This is a genomic window from Pseudomonas sp. LH21, from assembly GCF_036549575.1.
In the GTDB taxonomy this organism is placed as follows: domain Bacteria; phylum Pseudomonadota; class Gammaproteobacteria; order Pseudomonadales; family Pseudomonadaceae; genus Aquipseudomonas; species Aquipseudomonas peradeniyensis.
The window spans coordinates 4,006,938-4,024,784 of the sequence record NZ_CP144367.1; the positions used below are offsets into that span (position 1 = coordinate 4,006,938).

General features: G+C 66.2%; 17 protein-coding genes and 1 pseudogene. 13 read left to right on the top strand and 5 right to left on the bottom strand.

The window, feature by feature from the left end; translation table 11 throughout:
* Window positions 1–60: 60 nt before the first annotated feature.
* Genes VUG52_RS18175 through VUG52_RS18190 form a run of 4 tightly spaced genes read left to right on the top strand, consistent with a single transcriptional unit; the run spans window position 61 to window position 2,800 of the window.
* A complete protein-coding gene (locus VUG52_RS18175; protein ID WP_262950460.1) occupies window positions 61–768 on the top strand; it encodes an ABC transporter permease in 708 nt (235 codons plus the stop codon).
* A complete protein-coding gene (locus tag VUG52_RS18180; RefSeq protein ID WP_050705042.1) occupies window positions 765–1,478 on the top strand; it encodes an ABC transporter permease in 714 nt (237 codons plus the stop codon). The genes VUG52_RS18175 and VUG52_RS18180 overlap by 4 nt, the downstream gene beginning before the upstream one ends.
* Before the next feature lie 4 nt (window positions 1,479–1,482).
* On the top strand, window positions 1,483–2,295 hold the full coding sequence (locus VUG52_RS18185; RefSeq protein ID WP_052896422.1) for an ABC transporter ATP-binding protein: 813 nt from the start codon (window positions 1,483–1,485) through the stop codon (window positions 2,293–2,295).
* 13 nt (window positions 2,296–2,308) lie between these two features.
* Window positions 2,309–2,800: an Lrp/AsnC family transcriptional regulator gene (locus VUG52_RS18190; protein WP_050705041.1), complete on the top strand. Its 492-nt coding sequence runs from the start codon at window positions 2,309–2,311 to the stop codon at window positions 2,798–2,800.
* 51 nt (window positions 2,801–2,851) lie between these two features.
* On the opposite strand, the gene VUG52_RS18195 is transcribed toward VUG52_RS18190, so the two are convergent.
* Together VUG52_RS18195 and VUG52_RS18200 are read right to left on the bottom strand one after the other, a co-directional pair.
* Window positions 2,852–4,534 (bottom strand): putative bifunctional diguanylate cyclase/phosphodiesterase, encoded by a 1,683-nt coding sequence (locus VUG52_RS18195; protein WP_050705040.1) that lies wholly within the window; start codon window positions 4,532–4,534, stop codon window positions 2,852–2,854.
* Window positions 4,535–4,546: 12 nt separating this feature from the next.
* Window positions 4,547–6,112, bottom strand: a complete 1,566-nt coding sequence (locus VUG52_RS18200; protein ID WP_050705039.1) for a methyl-accepting chemotaxis protein — start codon at window positions 6,110–6,112, stop codon at window positions 4,547–4,549.
* 276 nt (window positions 6,113–6,388) lie between these two features.
* Here VUG52_RS18200 and VUG52_RS18205 point away from each other — a divergent pair, with 276 nt between their 5' ends.
* The 5 genes from VUG52_RS18205 to VUG52_RS18225 all read left to right on the top strand — a co-directional run bounded on the left by VUG52_RS18205 (window position 6,389) and on the right by VUG52_RS18225 (window position 10,772).
* A complete protein-coding gene (locus tag VUG52_RS18205; protein ID WP_331831843.1) occupies window positions 6,389–6,703 on the top strand; it encodes a helix-turn-helix domain-containing protein in 315 nt (104 codons plus the stop codon).
* 209 nt (window positions 6,704–6,912) lie between these two features.
* A complete protein-coding gene (locus VUG52_RS18210; protein ID WP_050705037.1) occupies window positions 6,913–8,223 on the top strand; it encodes a C4-dicarboxylate transporter DctA in 1,311 nt (436 codons plus the stop codon).
* A 70-nt stretch (window positions 8,224–8,293) separates the two neighbouring features.
* A complete protein-coding gene (locus VUG52_RS18215) occupies window positions 8,294–8,995 on the top strand; it encodes a FadR/GntR family transcriptional regulator (protein ID WP_050705036.1) in 702 nt (233 codons plus the stop codon).
* Between the two features lie 19 nt (window positions 8,996–9,014).
* Window positions 9,015–9,719 carry a GntR family transcriptional regulator gene (locus tag VUG52_RS18220; protein WP_050705035.1) on the top strand — a complete coding sequence of 235 codons (705 nt, stop codon included), beginning with the start codon at window positions 9,015–9,017 and terminating at the stop codon, window positions 9,717–9,719.
* 195 nt (window positions 9,720–9,914) lie between these two features.
* Window positions 9,915–10,772, top strand: coding sequence for a lectin MOA-related protein (locus VUG52_RS18225; RefSeq protein WP_050705034.1), 858 nt, complete (start codon window positions 9,915–9,917; stop codon window positions 10,770–10,772).
* Window positions 10,773–10,778: 6 nt separating this feature from the next.
* Here the strand turns inward: VUG52_RS18225 and VUG52_RS18230 are convergent, their stop codons facing one another.
* Window positions 10,779–11,363, bottom strand: a complete 585-nt coding sequence (locus VUG52_RS18230; protein ID WP_050705033.1) for an isochorismatase family protein — start codon at window positions 11,361–11,363, stop codon at window positions 10,779–10,781.
* Between the two features lie 99 nt (window positions 11,364–11,462).
* Here VUG52_RS18230 and VUG52_RS18235 point away from each other — a divergent pair, with 99 nt between their 5' ends.
* Complete coding sequence (locus VUG52_RS18235; protein WP_050705032.1) at window positions 11,463–11,906, top strand: GNAT family N-acetyltransferase; 444 nt, start codon at window positions 11,463–11,465, stop codon at window positions 11,904–11,906.
* A 190-nt stretch (window positions 11,907–12,096) separates the two neighbouring features.
* A pseudogene (locus tag VUG52_RS18240) lies at window positions 12,097–13,073 on the top strand (hypothetical protein).
* 143 nt (window positions 13,074–13,216) lie between these two features.
* Here VUG52_RS18240 and VUG52_RS18245 read toward each other — a convergent pair.
* Complete coding sequence (locus VUG52_RS18245; RefSeq protein ID WP_050705030.1) at window positions 13,217–13,645, bottom strand: PACE efflux transporter; 429 nt, start codon at window positions 13,643–13,645, stop codon at window positions 13,217–13,219.
* Window positions 13,646–13,745: 100 nt separating this feature from the next.
* Here VUG52_RS18245 and VUG52_RS18250 point away from each other — a divergent pair, with 100 nt between their 5' ends.
* Window positions 13,746–14,639, top strand: coding sequence for a LysR family transcriptional regulator (locus tag VUG52_RS18250; RefSeq protein WP_050705029.1), 894 nt, complete (start codon window positions 13,746–13,748; stop codon window positions 14,637–14,639).
* 135 nt (window positions 14,640–14,774) lie between these two features.
* Window positions 14,775–16,661 (top strand): methyl-accepting chemotaxis protein McpA, encoded by a 1,887-nt coding sequence (mcpA, locus tag VUG52_RS18255; protein WP_028692685.1) that lies wholly within the window; start codon window positions 14,775–14,777, stop codon window positions 16,659–16,661.
* 42 nt (window positions 16,662–16,703) lie between these two features.
* Here mcpA and VUG52_RS18260 read toward each other — a convergent pair whose 3' ends face one another.
* Window positions 16,704–17,768 (bottom strand): YkvI family membrane protein, encoded by a 1,065-nt coding sequence (locus tag VUG52_RS18260; protein WP_331831844.1) that lies wholly within the window; start codon window positions 17,766–17,768, stop codon window positions 16,704–16,706.
* Window positions 17,769–17,847 lie beyond the last annotated feature (79 nt).

Here is a 17,847-nt window from a genome sequence, read left to right on the forward strand (position 1 = left end):
CCCGCCTTCCCCTGTGGGAGCGGGCTGGCCCCGCGATAGCCTCCCCGCGAGATCCCTCCCATGCACGACTTCCTCACGAGCGGCCTGCAAGGCTTCGGCCCGCTGCTGGCCCAAGGCACCTGGATGACCATCAAGCTGGCCCTGCTGTCGCTGGCGCTGAGCCTCGCGCTCGGCCTGATCGGCGCCAGCGCCAAGCTGTCGCGATCCCGGCTGCTGCGGCTGCCGGCCACCCTCTACACCACGCTGATCCGCAGCGTCCCGGACCTGGTGCTGATCCTGCTGATCTTCTACAGCATGCAGATCTGGCTCAACGACCTCACCGAGGCGCTGGGCTGGGACTATGTCGAGATCGATCCGTTCGGCGCCGGGGTCATCACCCTGGGCTTCATCTACGGCGCGTATTTCACCGAAAACTTTCGCGGCGCCATCCTCAGCGTGCCCGTCGGCCAGCTGGAGGCCGCCACCGCCTACGGCCTGAGCCGGGCACAGCGGTTTCGGCTGGTGCTGTTCCCGCAACTGATGCGCTTCGCCCTGCCGGGGCTGGGCAACAACTGGCTGGTGCTGCTCAAGTCCACCGCGCTGGTGTCGATCATCGGCCTGGCCGACCTGGTCAAGGCCGCGCAGAACGCCGGCAAGAGCACCAACGACGTGTTGTTCTTCCTGTGCCTGGCGGGCCTGGTGTACCTGCTCATCACCACCTTGTCCAACCGCCTGCTCAAGCACCTGGAGCGGCGCTACAACATCGGCATCAAGGAGCTGGCGCGATGATCGAACTCCTTCAGGAATACGGCCTGGCTTACCTGTACCACGACGGCAGCGGCCTGTCGGGCCTGGCCATGACCCTCTGGCTGTTCCTGGCCAGCATGGTGCTGGGCTTCGCCCTGTCGCTGCCGCTGGCCCTGGCGCGTACCTCGCGCCATGCCTGGCTGCGCCTGCCGGTGCAGCTGTACACCTTCGTGTTCCGCGGCACGCCGCTGTATATCCAGCTGCTGATCTGCTACACCGGGCTCTACGGCCTGCAGGTGGTGCGCGAGCATGCCCTGCTCGACCAGTTTTTCCGCAACGCGCTCAACTGCACCCTGCTGGCGTTCGTGCTCAACACCTGCGCCTACACCGTGGAGATCTTCGCCGGGGCCATCCGCAATCTGCCCGCCGGCGAGCTGGAAGCGGCCCAGGCCTATGGCCTGCGTGGCTGGAGGCTCAACCTGTTCCTGGTGTTGCCGGCGGCCCTGCGCCGTTCGCTGCCGGCCTACAGCAACGAGCTGATCCTGATGCTGCACGCCACCTCGCTGGCCTTCACCGCCACCGTCGCCGACATCCTCAAGGTGGCCCGCGACGCCAACGCCGCGACCTTCCTGACCTTCCAGGCCTTCGGCGTGGCCGCCCTGCTGTACATGCTGCTGTCCTTCGCCCTGGTCGGCCTGTTCCGCGTGGCCGAACGTCGCTGGATGCGCTTCCTTGACCCTGTACGAGGCTGAACCCATGACCGCTACCGCACTGCCACTCACCACCTTCGAACAGGCTCCCCAGGCGCGCGCCCATGCCGGCGCCACCAAGCTCAGCGTCGAGGGGCTGCACAAGCATTACGGCGAGCACCAGGTGCTCAAGGGCGTCTCGCTGCAGGCGCGCAAGGGCGACGTGATCAGCCTGATCGGCGCCAGCGGCTCGGGCAAGAGCACCTTCCTGCGCTGCATCAACTTCCTCGAAAAGCCCAACGCCGGCAGCATCACCCTCGACGGCCAGACCCTCGACCTGAGCAAGGGCACCCCGCCAGTGGCCCAGCTGCAGAACCTGCGCACGCGCCTGGCCATGGTATTCCAGCACTTCAACCTGTGGAGCCACCTGACGGTGCTGGAGAACATCTGCCTGGCGCCGCGCAAGGTGCTGGGCATCAGCGCCGGCGAAGCCGAGGCGCGGGCGCGCAAGTACCTGGACAAGGTCGGCCTGCCGGCCCGCGCCGCCGACCAGTACCCGGCGTTTCTCTCCGGTGGCCAGCAGCAGCGCGTGGCCATCGCCCGGGCGCTGGCGATGGAGCCGGAGATCATCCTGTTCGACGAGCCCACCTCGGCGCTGGACCCCGAGTTGGTCGGCGAAGTGCTCAAGGTGATACAGACGCTCGCCGAGGAAGGACGTACCATGCTCATGGTCACCCATGAAATGGGGTTCGCCCGCCAGGTGTCGAGCCAGGTGCTGTTCCTGCACCAGGGCCTGGTCGAGGAAAGCGGCAGCGCCGAGATCCTCGACCGGCCACAGAGCGAGCGCCTGCGGCAGTTCCTCTCCAATCGTCTGAAGTGAAGTCACGCCGCATATGGATACCAAGGCCATCACCCCCGCCGCCGCACCGCTGGATCGCATCGACGAAGCGATCATCGACGTGCTGCGACACCAAGGAAGGATCACCTACGAGAAGCTCTCCACCCTCGTGCACCTGACCCCCAGGCCCTGCCTGGAACGGGTGCGCAAGCTGGAGCGGCGCGGGGTGATCCGCGGTTACGGGGCAATCATCGACCTGCAGCAGGTCTCCCCCGGGTTGTCGTTACTGGTGCTGGTGGCCTTGTCCAACCAGAGCGGGCGCTCGGCGCAACGGGCCTTCGAGGCCACCGTGCGCGCCTGCCCGCAGGTCTACGAGTGCCAGCTGATCAGCGGGCACTTCGACTACAGCCTGCGCATGCGCTGCCGCGACATGGAGCATTACCGGGTGCTGACCGAGACCTGGATGAACAACGACGAGCTGCATATCGACAAGCTGGTGGCGCATCCTGAGCTGGCGGCGGTGAAGAGCACGGCGCCGCAGGCGTGAACAGGCACTCCCCCTGCAGGAATGGGTTTGTCCGTTCCTGCAGGGGCACGCTCAGCACCACTGCTGCGGCTGCCGATAGTCCGCCACCCACTGCGCCACCGCCTCCACCGGCATCGGCCGGGCGATGCCGTAACCCTGGGCCAGCTCGCAGCCCAGCCCCATCAGCACCCGCCCGTGTTCGACAGTCTCCACCCCCTCGGCGATCACTTCACGCCCGAACGCCCGCGCCAGGCCGATCACCGCTCCGGTCAGGGCCAGGTCGTCATGGTCATGAAGGATGTCGCGCACGAAGGACTTGTCGATCTTGATGGTCTGCGCCGGCAGGCGCTTGAGGTAGCTCAACGAGGAATAGCCGGTACCGAAGTCGTCCAGGGAAAAACGCACACCCAGGGCTCGGCAGGCATCCAGGCAACGGCCAACCCGCGGCAGGTTGTCGATCGCTACCGACTCGACGATCTCCAGGTCCAGATGCCCGGGCGACACCCCGGGGTGACGCGCCAGCAGGCGCTCAAGGCGCTGGGCGAAGTCGCCGCGTTGCAGCTGGCGAGCGGCGATGTTGACGCTCAGTGACCAGTCACGCCCGGACAGCTGCCACTGCTGCAACTGGGTCAGGGCCTGGTCGATGACCCACTCGCCCAGCTCGACGATCAGGTCGGTCTGCTCCACGAAAGGCAGGAACTCCCCTGGCGGTACCGGCCCCTTGGACGGATGCATCCAGCGCAGCAACGCCTCGAAACCAATCACCTGGCCGCTGCGCATGTTCACCTTGGGCTGGTAGTGCAGGCACAGCTCGCCCTGGCGCAGGGCCTGGCGCACCCGCGCCACGGTCTGGTGGGTGGCCTTGAGCTCGAGCTCCTGGGACACGTCGAACAGGTGGTAGCGGTTGCGCCCGCGCTGCTTGGCCACGTACATGGCCTGGTCGGCGTGGCGCACCAGGGTGTCGGCATCCTCGTCATCCTGCGGGAACAGGGTCACGCCGATGCTCGCGCTCAGGCTCAGCGACTGCTCGCGCACCACATAGGGCGCGGCCAGCGCCTGGAGAATGCGCTGCAACGCCGCATGCAACTGCTGCGGGCCTTCGATATGGCGCAAGATCAGCACGAACTCGTCGCCCGACAGCCGCGCCACTGCATCGCCGCCGCGCAGGATGTTCTGCAGGCGCTGGGCGACTTCCACCAACAGCAGGTCGCCGGTGGCATGGCCGTAGCCGTCGTTGACCGCCTTGAAGCCATCGAGGTCGAGCATGCACACCGCCAACGGAATACTTTCCCGCCGGGAGAACGCCAAGGCCTGGTTGAGCAGGTCGGACAGGTAGGCGCGGTTCGGCAGGCCGGTCAGCACGTCATGCCCCACGCGCCACTGCAGGGTGTGCAGCAACTGGCGCTTCTCGGTGACGTCGAAGCGGATCGACACGTACTTGCGCACCTGGCCGGTGTGCGGGTCGATCAGCGGCACCATGGTGCTGTCCACCCAGTACAGCGAGCCGTCCTTGGCGCGGTTGCAGATCTCGCCCTTCCACACCCGGCCCGCGGCCAGGGCGCGCCACATCTCGAGGAAAAAGGTCGGCTCGTGCAACCCGGAATTGAGGATGCGGTGGTTGGCCCCCAGCAGTTCCTCGCGGCTGTAGCCGGAGATGCTGCAGAACTGCTGGTTGACGTAGGTGATGCAACCGCGCAGGTCGGTTTCGGAAAAGATCGCGGCCGCATCGACGGCCGCGCGGTAGTTATCGTCCATAAGCCTCGCAACCTAGCGGTTGAAGCGCTCCACCAGGGCGCGCAGCCCGGCGCACACTTGCTCCAGTTCCGCGCCGCGCACAGCCGCGGCATTGGCGCGGCGGGCACTTTGCTGCACCGTGCCGGCCACGCCGTTGATCTGCCGCGAGACATCCTCGGCCACGCTGGACTGCTCCTGCGAGGCCGCGGCCATCTGCTGGCTCATGTCGCTGATGCGCTGCACCGCGTGCTGGATGCCCTGCAGGGCCTCCCGGGTCAGGGCGACCTGGGTCACGCCCTGCTGCGCGCCTTCCAGGCCCTGGCTGGCGATGCTCACCGCCTGCTCTGCACCGCCGCGCAGGCTGTCGATGATCGACTGGATATGCAGGGTCGACTGGCGGGTCTTGTCGGCCAGGGCGCGGACCTCGTCGGCGACCACCGCGAAGCCGCGCCCCTGCTCGCCGGCGCGGGCCGCTTCGATGGCGGCGTTGAGCGCCAGCAGGTTGGTCTGCTCGGCGATGGCGCGGATCATTCCGGCTGCCTCGGCAATGGCACCGGTCTGACCGGCCAGATCGTTGACCGCCTGGTTGATCTGCCCGACCGTGCCGGCCAGGCTCTGGATCGCCGCGCCGCTGGCGTCGGCCACCTGGCTGCCCTGCCCGGCCAGCAGGTGCGCGGTGTGCGCCTGCTCGGCGGTCAGTTGCACGTGGCCGGCGACCTCGCCGATGGAGGCGGCCATCTCGGTCATGGCGGTGGCGGTGAGGTCAGTCTCGGCTCGCTGTTCGAGCAGCGCCGACTCGGTACTGCGCGACAAGCGCCCGGCATCCTGGGCGGCGCCAGCCATCTGCACGGCGAGGTCGCTCAGGCGGGTGAGCGCGGTCTTCAGACGCGCCTCCTCGCTGACCAGGATCAGCTCCAGCTGCCCGGCGGCACCGGGCAGGTCGCTATAGGTCAAGGCCGCGACCGGGTCGCTGAAGGTGTTGTCCGCAACCTGAACGATGCGCCGCAAGTGGCGCCCCATGCGGCTCTGCGCCCACAGGCCGACGCCGGCGAACAGCGCCAGGGTCAGGCCTTGGGCGGGCAGGTCCGGCAATACCTGACCGGCGCCAATGGCCACGGCCCCCGCCAGCAGCGGCAGCGCCATGGCCCGCCCCAGCAGGGCCAGGCGCCGAGTCGGCGACAGCGCCGCCTTGCCTTCACGCAGCCGGGCGTACAGGGCTTCGGCGCGGGCCACCTGCTCGCGGGTCGGACGCACGCGCACCGACTCGTAGCCGACCACCTGGCCGTTGTCGAGCATCGGCGTGACGTAGGCGTTGACCCAATAGAAGTTGCCGTTGCGACAGCGGTTCTTGACGATGCCCATCCAGCTGCGGCCAGCCTTGAGGTACTGCCACATCAGCTCGAACACCGCCTCGGGCATGTCCGGGTGACGCACCAGGTTGTGCGGGCTGCCGATCAGCTCGTCCTGGCTGTAGCCGCTGATGGCGGCGAATTCGGCGTTGCAGTAGGTGATCAGGCTGGCCGTGTCGGTCGCCGAAATGAGCCGCTGGTGCTCGGGAAAGCTTTGCTCGACCGGATTGACCGGCAGGTTCTGACGCACGATGAGACTCCGTTCATACACGGCCCGACGCATGGCCTGACAGGAGGCCAGGGGCGCCGGAACCGTTCATCCTGGATCAGTTCCAATGTCCGACAACGCTTGCACACGAGCCGGCAAATGGCCGGATCGCCCTGGACGACAACTTGAATGACTGATCAATCAAAGCGGCGAATTCTACGAATTCCATCACATTTTGCAAATAAAGGTGACGAATCATGCCGTTGCGCCATATCGACATATATCGTTAAGTGCTTGATTCTAAATGGGAATTGAGCGATGACGAGAACAGATCTAGGTCCAGCCCTGCGCCGCTACCGCAAACTGGCGGGCCTCACTCAGGCGCAACTGGGCGAGCGAACCGGCTTCGACCCCAAGACCATCAGCCGTTTCGAAACCGGTACCTACTCCCCCAGCATCGAGTCGTTGGTAAGCTTCGCCGAGGCCCTGGGAGTCAAGCCGAAAGTGTTCTTCAGCGATCCCGACGACGAAGACGAACAGCGCGCCTACCTCTTCGGCGTGATCCACAACGCCCCTCCCAAGGACCTCGGCAAATTGATCGCCGCCGTCGATCAGGTGCTTTCCAAGCCCTGAAATCCCCCCACGCACCACACTAGAGCAGAAGCCTCTTCACTGCACCACAACTGGTCAGACCGGTAAGGCCGAAATCACTTGCAAAGTGAAAAAAATCGGCGTTTTATGGCTTGGCAGTGAACAAACCGGTAAGACCACAATAATTAAGTCCTGCGCTCTTTCGCTCCGTGTGGCTTGGGGGGCAAGGACACCGACCAGAGACTCCTCCCATGCTCAAATGGTGTTCGCGTTCGATCTTCCTCCAGGTTGTGCTCGGCCTTGCCCTCGGCATTGTCTGCGGCCTGAGCTTCCCCGACCTGTCCCTGCAACTCAAACCCCTGGGCGACGGCTTCATCAAGCTGATCAAGATGCTCATCGGCCTGATCGTGTTCTGCGTGGTGGTCAGCGGTATTTCCGGCGCCGGCGACCTGAAGAAGGTCGGACGCATCGGCCTGAAGTCGGTGATCTACTTCGAAGTGCTGACCACCCTGGCCCTGGTGATCGGCCTGGTGTTCGCCTTCTCCACCGGCATCGGCAGCGGCGCCAACATCCACCTCGACCAGTTGTCCAGCGCCGACGCCGGCGCCCTGGCCGAGCGCGGCGCGCACATCCACAACACCACCACCTTCCTGATGGACCTGATCCCCACCTCGGTGGTGGGCGCCTTCGCCGACAACAACATCCTCCAGGTGCTGCTGTTCTCGGTGCTGTTCGGCAGCGCGCTGAACCTGGTGGGCGAGTCGGCCTCGGGCATTTCGCGGCTGATCAACGAACTCAGCCACGTGATCTTCCGCATCATGGGCATGATCGTGCGCCTGGCCCCGATCGGCGTGTTCGGCGCCATCGCCTTCACCACCAGCAAATACGGCCTGAGCTCGCTGCAGCACCTGGGCGGCCTGGTGGCGCTGTTCTACCTGACCTGCGCCGGCTTCGTGCTGATCATCCTCGGCACGGTGATGCGCCTGTCGGGCCTGAGGCTGCTGCCGCTCATCAAGTACCTGCGCGAGGAGCTGTCCATCGTCCTCGGCACCGCCTCCTCCGACGCCGTGCTGCCCCAGGTGATGCGCAAGCTCGAGCACCTCGGCATCGGCAGCTCCACCGTCGGCCTGGTGATCCCCACCGGCTACTCGTTCAACCTCGATGGCTTCTCCATCTACCTGACCCTGGCCATCGTGTTCATCGCCAACGCCACCGGCACGCCGCTGGCGATGACCGACCTGCTGACCATTCTTCTGGTGTCGCTGGTGACTTCCAAGGGTGCCCACGGCATCCCAGGCTCGGCCCTGGTGATCCTGGCCGCCACCCTGACCGCGGTACCGGCGATTCCGGTGGTGGGCCTGGTGCTGGTGCTGGCCGTGGACTGGTTCATGGGCATCGGCCGGGCGCTGACCAACCTCATCGGCAACTGCGTCGCCACCGTGGCCATCGCCCGCTGGGAGAAGGACATCGACCTGGAGCGCGCCCATAACGTGCTGGCCAACAAGCCTGGCTTCGCCCCGATCACCCGCAAGCAGGGCCAACCCCATCAACAGGAATTCTAAGCCCAAGGCCGACGGCGCCCAGCGCCGGCCGGCCAAGCGCAAAGATGCCGCGTCAACCAAGGAGCGAACCGTGATCAGCTCTTCGACCGTAGTCAATTCAGTGGTGGAGAAACTCCGCCAGGCCCTGGCCCGCGGCCAGTGGCGCAGCGGCGACATGCTGCCCGGCCAGCGCGAGCTGGCCGAACAACTGGGGATAAGCCGACCAAGCCTGCGCGAGGCGGTGATCGTCCTGGAAACCCTGGGCCTGGTGCGCTCGATGCCCGGCAAGGGCGTACTGGTGCTGGATGCCGACGCCGCCCAGGCGCAGGAAGCGGACACCGTCGCCGAGGCCAGCCTGGCCGACGTGCTGGAGCTGCGCTACACCCTCGAGCCCTTCATCGCCGGGCTGGTGGCGCAATCGGCCGGCAGCCAGGACATCGGCCAGCTGCGCCTGACCCTGATGGACATGCGCGAAGCCCTCGAGGCCGGTGACAGCGAGGCCGGCATCAACGCCTACATCACTTTCCACGAAGCGCTGTTCGCCCTGACCACCAACCCGATCTTCCAGAGCGTGGTGCAGCAGACCGGCAATGCCCTCAAGCAGAGCGCCGCCATGCTGCGCAACTCCCCCGAGCACCTGGCCGCACGCCTGAGCGAAAACGAGGCGGTGGTGCGCGCGATCCGCGAGCGCAACAGCGCCAAGGCCAGCCAGCAGATGCGCCAGCACATCCTCGCCGAAGGCCAGCGCATGGGCATCGCCCTGAACATCCCGGACGACCAACCAGGCACCTGAACAAAGAAGGAGAGCGACCATGACCGCCTGCGCCCAAGCCGCCCCCCGCCTGCCTGCCCTGCTCGGTGCCGGCGAGACCCGCCTGTCGGCGGAGCAGATCTACCCCCGGCTGTTCGACGCCATCCTCGAACAGCGCCTGCCACCCGGCAGCGCCCTGCCCGAGCAGGCGCTGGGCAATGCCTTCGGCGTCAGCCGCACGGTGATCCGCCGGGTGCTCGGGCGTCTGTCCGACCAGCAGGTGGTGGTGCAGCGCCCCAGCCATACCGCGCACCTGGCCGCGCCCGACCCCGAGCAGGCGCGCCAGGTGCTCAGCGCCCGGCGCCTGGCCGAGACCACATTGATCGGCCTGGCCACCCAGCGCGCCCGACCGGCGCAGATCCGCCAACTGCGCCAGCTGGTCGAGCGCGAGCGCCAGCACCATGAGCGCGGCGAACGCTGCACGGCGATCCGCCTGGGCGGCGAGTTTCACATGAAGCTGGCGCAGATGGCCGCCAACGCGCCGCTGGCACGTTTTCTCAACGGCCTGGTGCCGATGACCTCGCTGATCATCGCCCGCTATGAGTCACCGTACTGCGAGCACTGCGCGTGGCAGGAGCACGCGGCGATCATCGATGCAGTGGAAAGTGGCGACGGCCAGACCGCCCTGAGCCTGATGCACGAGCACCTGGATCGCCTGGAGGACAAGCTGGAACTGGACGGGCCCAAGGGAAGCCGTGCCGTATGATCGTGCGGCGGGATCCGGGCGAGACTCCAGGGCATCCCGACATCCCGTCGGGCTTGTCCAGCCGAAGGTGCCATGAACACAACTGCAACCCTTGCCCAATCAGTCAGCCATTCACCCGATCGCATTCCCACGGCCCCGCCGGAGGCCGCGCCAACGCCAAGACCAAGCCCGGCGGGTGGTGAACTCAGCGCGGCAATGTCGCTGGACACACTGGCCAGTGACGAGTCGTATGTACTGTTCGACGAACACGGGCGAGTCCTGTGCGCCCAGCAGCAAGGATCCTGGGGCTGGGCCTACCTGGGCGACTTCGACACCTACAACTCGGATGTGCTCTACATCGCCGTGTCGGCCACTGGCCACAGGCGCCTAGCCACACTGGACGTCTCGGCGAACGATCGCCCCTGGAGCCTTTACGCCAATGGTCCCATCGGCAGGGACCCTTGGCTGTTCGCCTCCGGCCAAAACTGGCCAGGCTATCCGCGCATCAAGCTGTGCCCCGTCAGCCACGGCAACGACGCCCAGCAATTCACCCTGCAGGTCGAAATCGACGGTGACCGCAAAGCCTTCAAGGCCGGCAACAGCACCTGGGACTGGCTGTACCTGGCAAGCCCCGCAAAGGAACCCACGCGTTTCACCCTGCATCGTTACCATATCACCGGCCAACGCCTGTTCGACCTCATCAAGACGACCTGGCCGACGGTTGCCGCCGACGCGCTTTGTGAAGCCGACAGCGCTTACCAGGCCATCTCGTCATACCACGCCAGGCAAATCTGGCAAGACACGGGCCTTGGCCGTTGCCGCTGGCGCAGCGAAAGCTTCGACTGCGATGACTTCGCCTTCGTCTACAAAGGCCAGGCCTCACTCGACGCCTACCACGGCAATGCAACTTACCCCTACGCCGTGGGCTGGATTGCTGGCACGTGCGGCGACGAGGCGCACGCGGTGAACCTGTTCCTGGACCTGGATGGCCATCTCAAGACCCTGGAGCCTCAGACCGGCGAGATCATGCTGGCGCAAGACTGGCCCTATGCGCCGTACCAGGTGCTGATCTGAGACCTGTCACGTTCCACCTGCTGCATCGACCGGGCTGAACGCCACCGAGTCGACGCCAGGCAGGATCAGCACTTCGTCCCCCAGCGACCATTCCGCCGCCCGCGCCGCCAGGGCGGCGGGCACACCCGGCGAGCCGCCTGGGCCGGGCGGCACGTCGTAGGTGGCGTGGGCGTCGTGCGCCAACAACACCTCGAAACCCCGTTGCAGCGCGGCGCGCGCGGTGGCGGCCAGGCACATTTCAGAGAGCAGGCCGCACAGGGCCAGGCACTGGACACCCAGCTCATCCAGCAAGGCCTGCAGCCTGGTCTCGACAAAGCCGTCATCCTCGGTCTTGAACAGCACGTGCTCACCCCGGCCCGCCGGAAAATACAGCTGCCAGCCCGCTGTGTGCGGGGCGTCCGGGCTGTCGGGCGCGCCGTCGTTCTGCAGGAAGATCACCGGCACGCCAGCCTGCCGTGCCCGCGCCAGCAAGCGGGCGATGCTTGCCTGCAGGGCGAGGTGACCGGGGACGGCGTTGGCCCCTTCCATGAACGCGCATTGCACGTCCACCAGCAACAGGGCCTCGGCCCGGGGGATCGGTTCAGCGGGCATGCGGCGCTCCACGGCGAGAGATGAAAGGCCGAGCATAGCGCAGCCCCAAGGCGCGCCGTACCATGACCGCCGATTCATCACAGTGCCTTGGAGGCCAACATGAAACACGCTATCGCGCCGGTGGGCGCGGAACATTTCGATCGGCTGGCCGATCTGTGGGAAGCCTCGGTACGGGCGACCCATGACTTTCTTCCCGATGGCTACATCGAACGTTTGCGGCCGCTGGTGCGCGAGCAGTACCTGGGGTTTGTCGAACTGCGTGCCTGGCGCGACAGCGACGGCCATATCCAGGGGTTTGCCGGGGTGCATGACGGCAAGCTGGAAATGCTCTTCATCGACCCCGCCTGCCGCGGCCAGGGCATCGGCAAGGCGCTGCTGGCCACTGTGGTCGAGGAGTTGGACGTGCGTGAGGTGGACGTCAATGAACAGAACCCGCAGGCGGTGGGGTTCTACCTGAAACAGGGGTTCGTCCAGGTCGGCCGTTCCGAGGTGGATGGCCAGGGCGATCCGTATCCATTGCTGCACTTGAAGCTGGAGGGGTGAGCATGTCATTCACGCCTGCAAAGGGGGCCGCTTTGCGGCCCATCGCGGGACGAGCCCGCTCCTACAGGTATTGTGCAGTACCTGTAGGAGCGGGCTTGCCCCGCGATGAGGCCTTCAAGACAAACCTATACTTCGGATAACCACCCAGCCTCTCGCCAAGGGGGCAATCCGCGTGAAATCAATCCTCGTGATGTTTGCGCTCTGCCTCCTGCTGGCCCTCGCCGGCTGCGCCGGCAAACGCCCCACGGCCCCACCGCCACCGCAGAACCTGCCCCCCGCCGTCTGGCAACGCATCGACCAGGAAATCATCGAGGCCTCGGTCGCTGCCGCAGGCTCGGCCAACGACTACGCCCGACGCTCCATGCGCGTGTGGAAAGAGCGGTGCAACAACGCACCGAGAACGACTTCATCCCCTGGTTCACCGGCTACTGGACCCAACAATGGCTCACGCTCAAGGTGGCCTGGTACACGATGAACAGCGGCAACGGCAACGAGCCGCCGGAAAAGCGCCTGGGCTTGTATCTGCAGGCACAATACCGCGAACGGGTGATCGACCCGGTGGCCGAGCAGATCAACCCCGAGGGCATCCGCGACCGCGCCAGCGAGCTTTACCTGCAACTGCTCGGCCAGCAGCTACCGGCGATCATCCAGCGCTACAACGCGCCGCCCGAGCAGTTCAGTCAGCGCCTGAATCGCATCCCGATCATCGCCCTGGGGCCGCCGGACGCACGCAACGCCTCGCTCTACCAACTGCTGCGGGCCAAGTCGCTGGACCAGCAACCGGCCTGGCAGTCGCTGCGCCAGCACCTGCACCAGCAGGCCGCCAAGGGCCCCGGGCAGACCGAGGCGGGGCTGTCGTCGGTGGCCACCCAGGCCAGCGAAAAACTCGGCGCCACCCTGGCCCCGCGCGGCGCTGCCAGCGCGATCGCGGCGGCGGTGGGCAAGGCGGCGGGGGCGTTGATCTCGGTGGCGGCAACCGGCTACGGCATCATCACCCATGACCGCGAGCAGCCGCAGATGGTCGAGCAGCTGCGGGTGATCCTCAATGTGGCGCTGAACCAGGAATGGCAGGAGCTGATGGAGAACCGCCAGAGCGGGGCCATGGCCGGGGTGTATTACCTGTCGGGGCAGGTGGAGGACAGTTTGCTGGGTTACCGAACGCCATGATCTGCAGGCAACGCACCCCCTGTAGGAGCGGCCTTGTGCCGCGAAAGGGGCGCGAAGCGGCCCCTGGATTTCAGCATTTATTCATAGATCGCCGGGGCTGCTTCGCAGCCCTATCGCGGCACAAGGCCGCTCCTACAAAAGGCTCACGCTGTCGCCAACGCCGAGTTCGGCAGCCCAAAGATCCGGTCGAACGCCCAGTTGTAGACGAACGTGTAGCACGGCACCAGGATAATGAACGCCAGGTCCACCAACAGTGCCTCCAGCAGGGTCATGTCCAGCCACCAGGCGATAAGCGGGATCAGGTACACCACCAGGGTCAGCTGGAAGCCGATGGCATGCGCCACCCGCCGGCCCAGGCTGCGGCCGCGCTTGGCCTGGCGGCTCTCCCAGCGTTCGAACAAGGTGTTGTAGATGAGATTCCAGAGCATGGCGATGGTGGTGATCATTACCGCCAGGGGGCCGGTGTGCGAGGCCTGGGTGTCGGACAGGTAGGCCAGGCCCAGGGTCGACATGCACAGGCCGATCAGTTCATAGAAGGTCACGTAGACCAGTTTGCGTTTGAGTCCTTGCACGGGATTACCTTGCTGCGGGTATGACGAAGGCGCGCAGAATGCATCAACACACTTGACAGAAAAAGTCGGCAGCCTTCAGATTTACTGAAAGGAGACTGCCATGAACTTTTCCAGCGACACCATCCTGCTGTTTCTCGCCGTGCTCGACCGCGGCTCGTTTTCCGCCGCCGCGCGGGCCCTCGGGCGCGTGCCCTCGGCGGTGAGCATGGCCATCGGCAACCTCGAGGCGGAACTCGGCTACCCGTTGTTCGAGCGCGGCTCGCGCGAAGCACGCCCGACCGCCCAGGCCCAGGCCCTGGAACCCCATGCCCGGCTGATCGCCGAACAGCTTGGGCTGCTGGAGGTGCACGCGCTGGAGCTGTCGCGCGGGCTGGAAAGCAGCCTGGCCATCGCCGTGGTCCCGGACATCGACCAGCGCCCGCTGCTCGACGCCATCACCCGCCTTGGCGAGCGCTATCCGCTGCTGGACATCGAACTGCTCGCCGCGCCTCAGGAAGAGGCCCTGCAGTTGCTCGACAGCGGTCGCGCCGGCCTGTGCCTGGCCTTCGCCGGGTTGCAGGTGGACCCGCGGCGCAGCTTCCAGCACATCGCCATGGAATCGCTGGTGGCCACGCTGTCGCCGCAGCACCCCGCCCTGCGCGAAGGGCGCATCCGTCACCTTGAAGACTTGGTCAACCTGCGCCAGATCCTGGTACGCAGCCGCGACCTGCCGCTGTCCGACCCACGCTCGCTGATCGGCACCTCGCACTGGCGCACCGACAGCCTGGACCTCGCCGTGCAGATGGTCGAGGCGGGCCTGGGCTGGGGCGATTTGCCCCTGTCGCGGGTTGCGCCGCTGATCGACGCCGGGCGCCTGGTGCGACTGGAATTCCACAATACCCGCAACGAACTGCAACTGCCGGTGAATGCCTTCTGGCTCAAGCAGCAACCCCTCGGTCAGGCGGCCAGAGCGCTGGTTGGCTTGCTGGCATCGAAACAACTTGTCACCCACTGAAGGCGATTCGGCCAAGCATTGCGACATTTAGTCTTTCAACATTTTTCAGACTCGGCCGATAGCGTTGCAACAGGCTCCGCCATTCGTGCCACAAGCACGCGGCGCCCTCCTTTCACTGGCTCAAGGTCTCGAAACATGAACCTGAAATTCCGCCACAAGATCCTGCTCAGTGCCTGCGCCGTCGTCGTACTGGCCTTTGCGCTGTTCACCCTCTACAACGACTACCTGCAACGCAACACCATCCGCCAGAACATCGAGTCCTCGGTGCGCCAGGCCGGCGCGCAGACCGCCAGCAGTGTGCAGAACTGGATGAGCGGACGCATCCTGGTGCTGGAGAACCTGGCCCAGGACATCGCCCAGCAGGGTGCCGGCAGCAACGTGCCGGGCCTGGTCGACCAACCGTCGTACACCAGCAACTTCCAGTTCACCTACTTCGGCCAGAACACCGGCCTGTTCACCCAGCGCCCCGACGCCAAGATGCCCGATGGCTACGACCCGCGTCAGCGCCCCTGGTACACCCAGGCCGTGGCCGCCAACCAGACCATGCTGACCCCGCCCTACATGGCGGCGGTAGGTGGCCTGGTGGTGACCATCGCCATGCCGGTCAAGGCCAAGGGCAGCGGCGAGCTGATCGGCGTGGTCGGCGGTGACCTGAGCCTGAACACCCTGGTCGACATCATCAACGCCGTCGACTTCGGCGGCATCGGCCACGCCTTCCTGGTCGACCGCAATGGCCAGGTGATCGTCAGCCCGGACAAGGACCGGGTGATGAAGAACCTCAAGGACATCTACCCGGGCTCGCCGCTGCGCGTGGAAACCGGCATCCAGGAAGTGAGCCTGGATGGCAAGGAACGCATCATCTCCTTCGCCCCGGTCGACGGCCTGCCGTCGGCGCAGTGGTACATCGGCCTGTCGATCGACAAAGAAAAGGCCTACGCCCCGCTGAGCCAGTTCCGCACTTCGGCCATCATCGCCATGCTCATCGCCGTGGCCGTCATCGCCGGCCTGCTCGGCCTGCTGATCCCGGTGCTGATGCGCCCGCTGACCACCATGGGCCGCGCCATGCAGGACATCGCCGAAGGCGAAGGTGATCTGACCCGCCGCCTGACTGTCGAGCAGAAGGACGAGTTCGGCGAGCTGGCCATCTCGTTCAACCGTTTCGTCGAGCGTATCCACGCCTCGATCAGCGAAGTGTCCTCGGCCACCCGCCTGGTGCATGACCTGTCGGAAAAGGTCGTGGTCGCCTCCAACGCCTCGCTCACTGGCTCCGAAGAGCAGAGCATGCGCACCAACAGCGTCGCTGCCGCCATCAACGAACTGGGCGCCGCCACCCAGGAAATCGCCCGCAACGCCGCCGATGCCTCGCAACACGCCAGTGGCGCCAGCGAACAGGCCAACGGTGGCCGCCAGGTGGTCGAAGAGGCCATCAGCGCCATGACCGCCCTGTCCGAGCGCATCAGCGAGTCCTGCGAGCAGATCGAGACCCTCAACGCCAGCACCGACGAGATCGGCAAGATCCTCGACGTGATCAAGGGCATCTCCCAGCAGACCAACCTGCTGGCGCTCAACGCCGCCATCGAGGCCGCCCGTGCCGGTGAGGCCGGCCGTGGCTTCGCCGTGGTCGCCGACGAAGTGCGCAACCTGGCCCACCGCACCCAGGAGTCGGCCGAAGAGATCCACCGCATGATCACCAGCCTGCAGGTCGGCTCGCGCGAGGCGGTGCACACCATGAACACCAGCCAGGTCTCCAGCGAAGAGACCGTGCAGGTGGCCAACGAGGCCGGCGAGCGCCTGGCCAGCGTCACCCAGCGCATCGGCGAGATCGACGGCATGAACCAGTCGGTGGCCACCGCCACCGAAGAGCAGACCGCCGTGGTCGAAAGCCTGAACCTGGACATCACCCAGATCAACGCGCTAAACCAGCAAGGGGTGGAGAACCTCAACGAAACCCTGCGCCACTGCGACGCCCTGAGCCAGCAGGCCGGGCGCCTGAAGCAACTGGTCGGCAGCTTCCGCATCTGACCTGCCGCCCGCTCCCGCATGCACTGCGGGGGCGGGCTTGCCTCAGGCCACCGCCACCTTAGCCCCCCTGCCCCGCCGTAACCATCCCACCAGCACCGCCGCCATCAGCACGAATCCCAGGTAGCCGAACAGCGGATACACCTGCCCGACCAGGCTGATGAACCCCACCAGGCTGCAGACGTACCCTACCCCACCGGCCGCCACCGCTCCCCAGCGGAACTTCAACGTGCCCGCCGGCAACAGCCGCGACAGGAACGAGAACAGCGTCCCCACCGCCGTGTTGACGATCATCCCGAAGATGATCAGGCACATCACCAGCCCCAGCAGCGGCGACACTTCGCCGGCGATCGACAGCATCGGCATCGGCAGCGCGGCCACGCTGTCCAGGCGCGACAGCAGCCCCGCGCTCATCACCAGCATCAACCCGCCGAGCGCCGCGCCGCCCAGCAGGCCGCCGACCACGGCGACCCGCCCGTTACGCGCCGAGCCGCCGAGGATTGCCAGGATCGGCGCCCCGGCAACGATGTTGTAGGAGACATACAGGAACGCCCCAAGCAACCAGTGATGGGTGCCCGCCTCCTGCTGGCTGGCCACCTGGTCGAGCGCCGCGAAACTTAAGCTGCGGGTGCACACCGCATACAGCGCGATGGCCGAGGCCACCAGGATCAGCAATGGAGTGATCGCGCCAATGGCCACCATCACCTTCTGCACATCCAGGCAGACGATGGCCACCACCAGCACGGTGACCAGCACGCTGCCGGCCAGCGCCGGGATGCCGAACTGCTGTTCGAGCAGCGCGCCGCCACCGGCGAGCATGACCACGGTCACGCCGAACATGAAGAAGGTGATGAGCCAGTCGACCAGCACGCCCAGGTGGCGACCGCAGATGGCCTGTATCACCGCCTTGTGCGAGGTGGCCTGGAGGCGGTTGCCCAGCCCCGCCAGGGCCATGCCGAGGAACGTGAACAACGCGGCGCTGACCAGCGCGCCGACCAGGCCCCAGACGCCGAAATCGACGAAGAACAACAGCAGTTCCCGCCCGGACGCGAAGCCCGCCCCCACGATCACGCCGACGAATGCGCCGGCGATCTTCAGCTGCTCTTGCATGTGCACCTCTGGTTTTTATTGTTGTGTCGGGTCGTAGCAGGTTGTCGTGGCAGCGGGCTTGCCCCGCGATACAGCCATC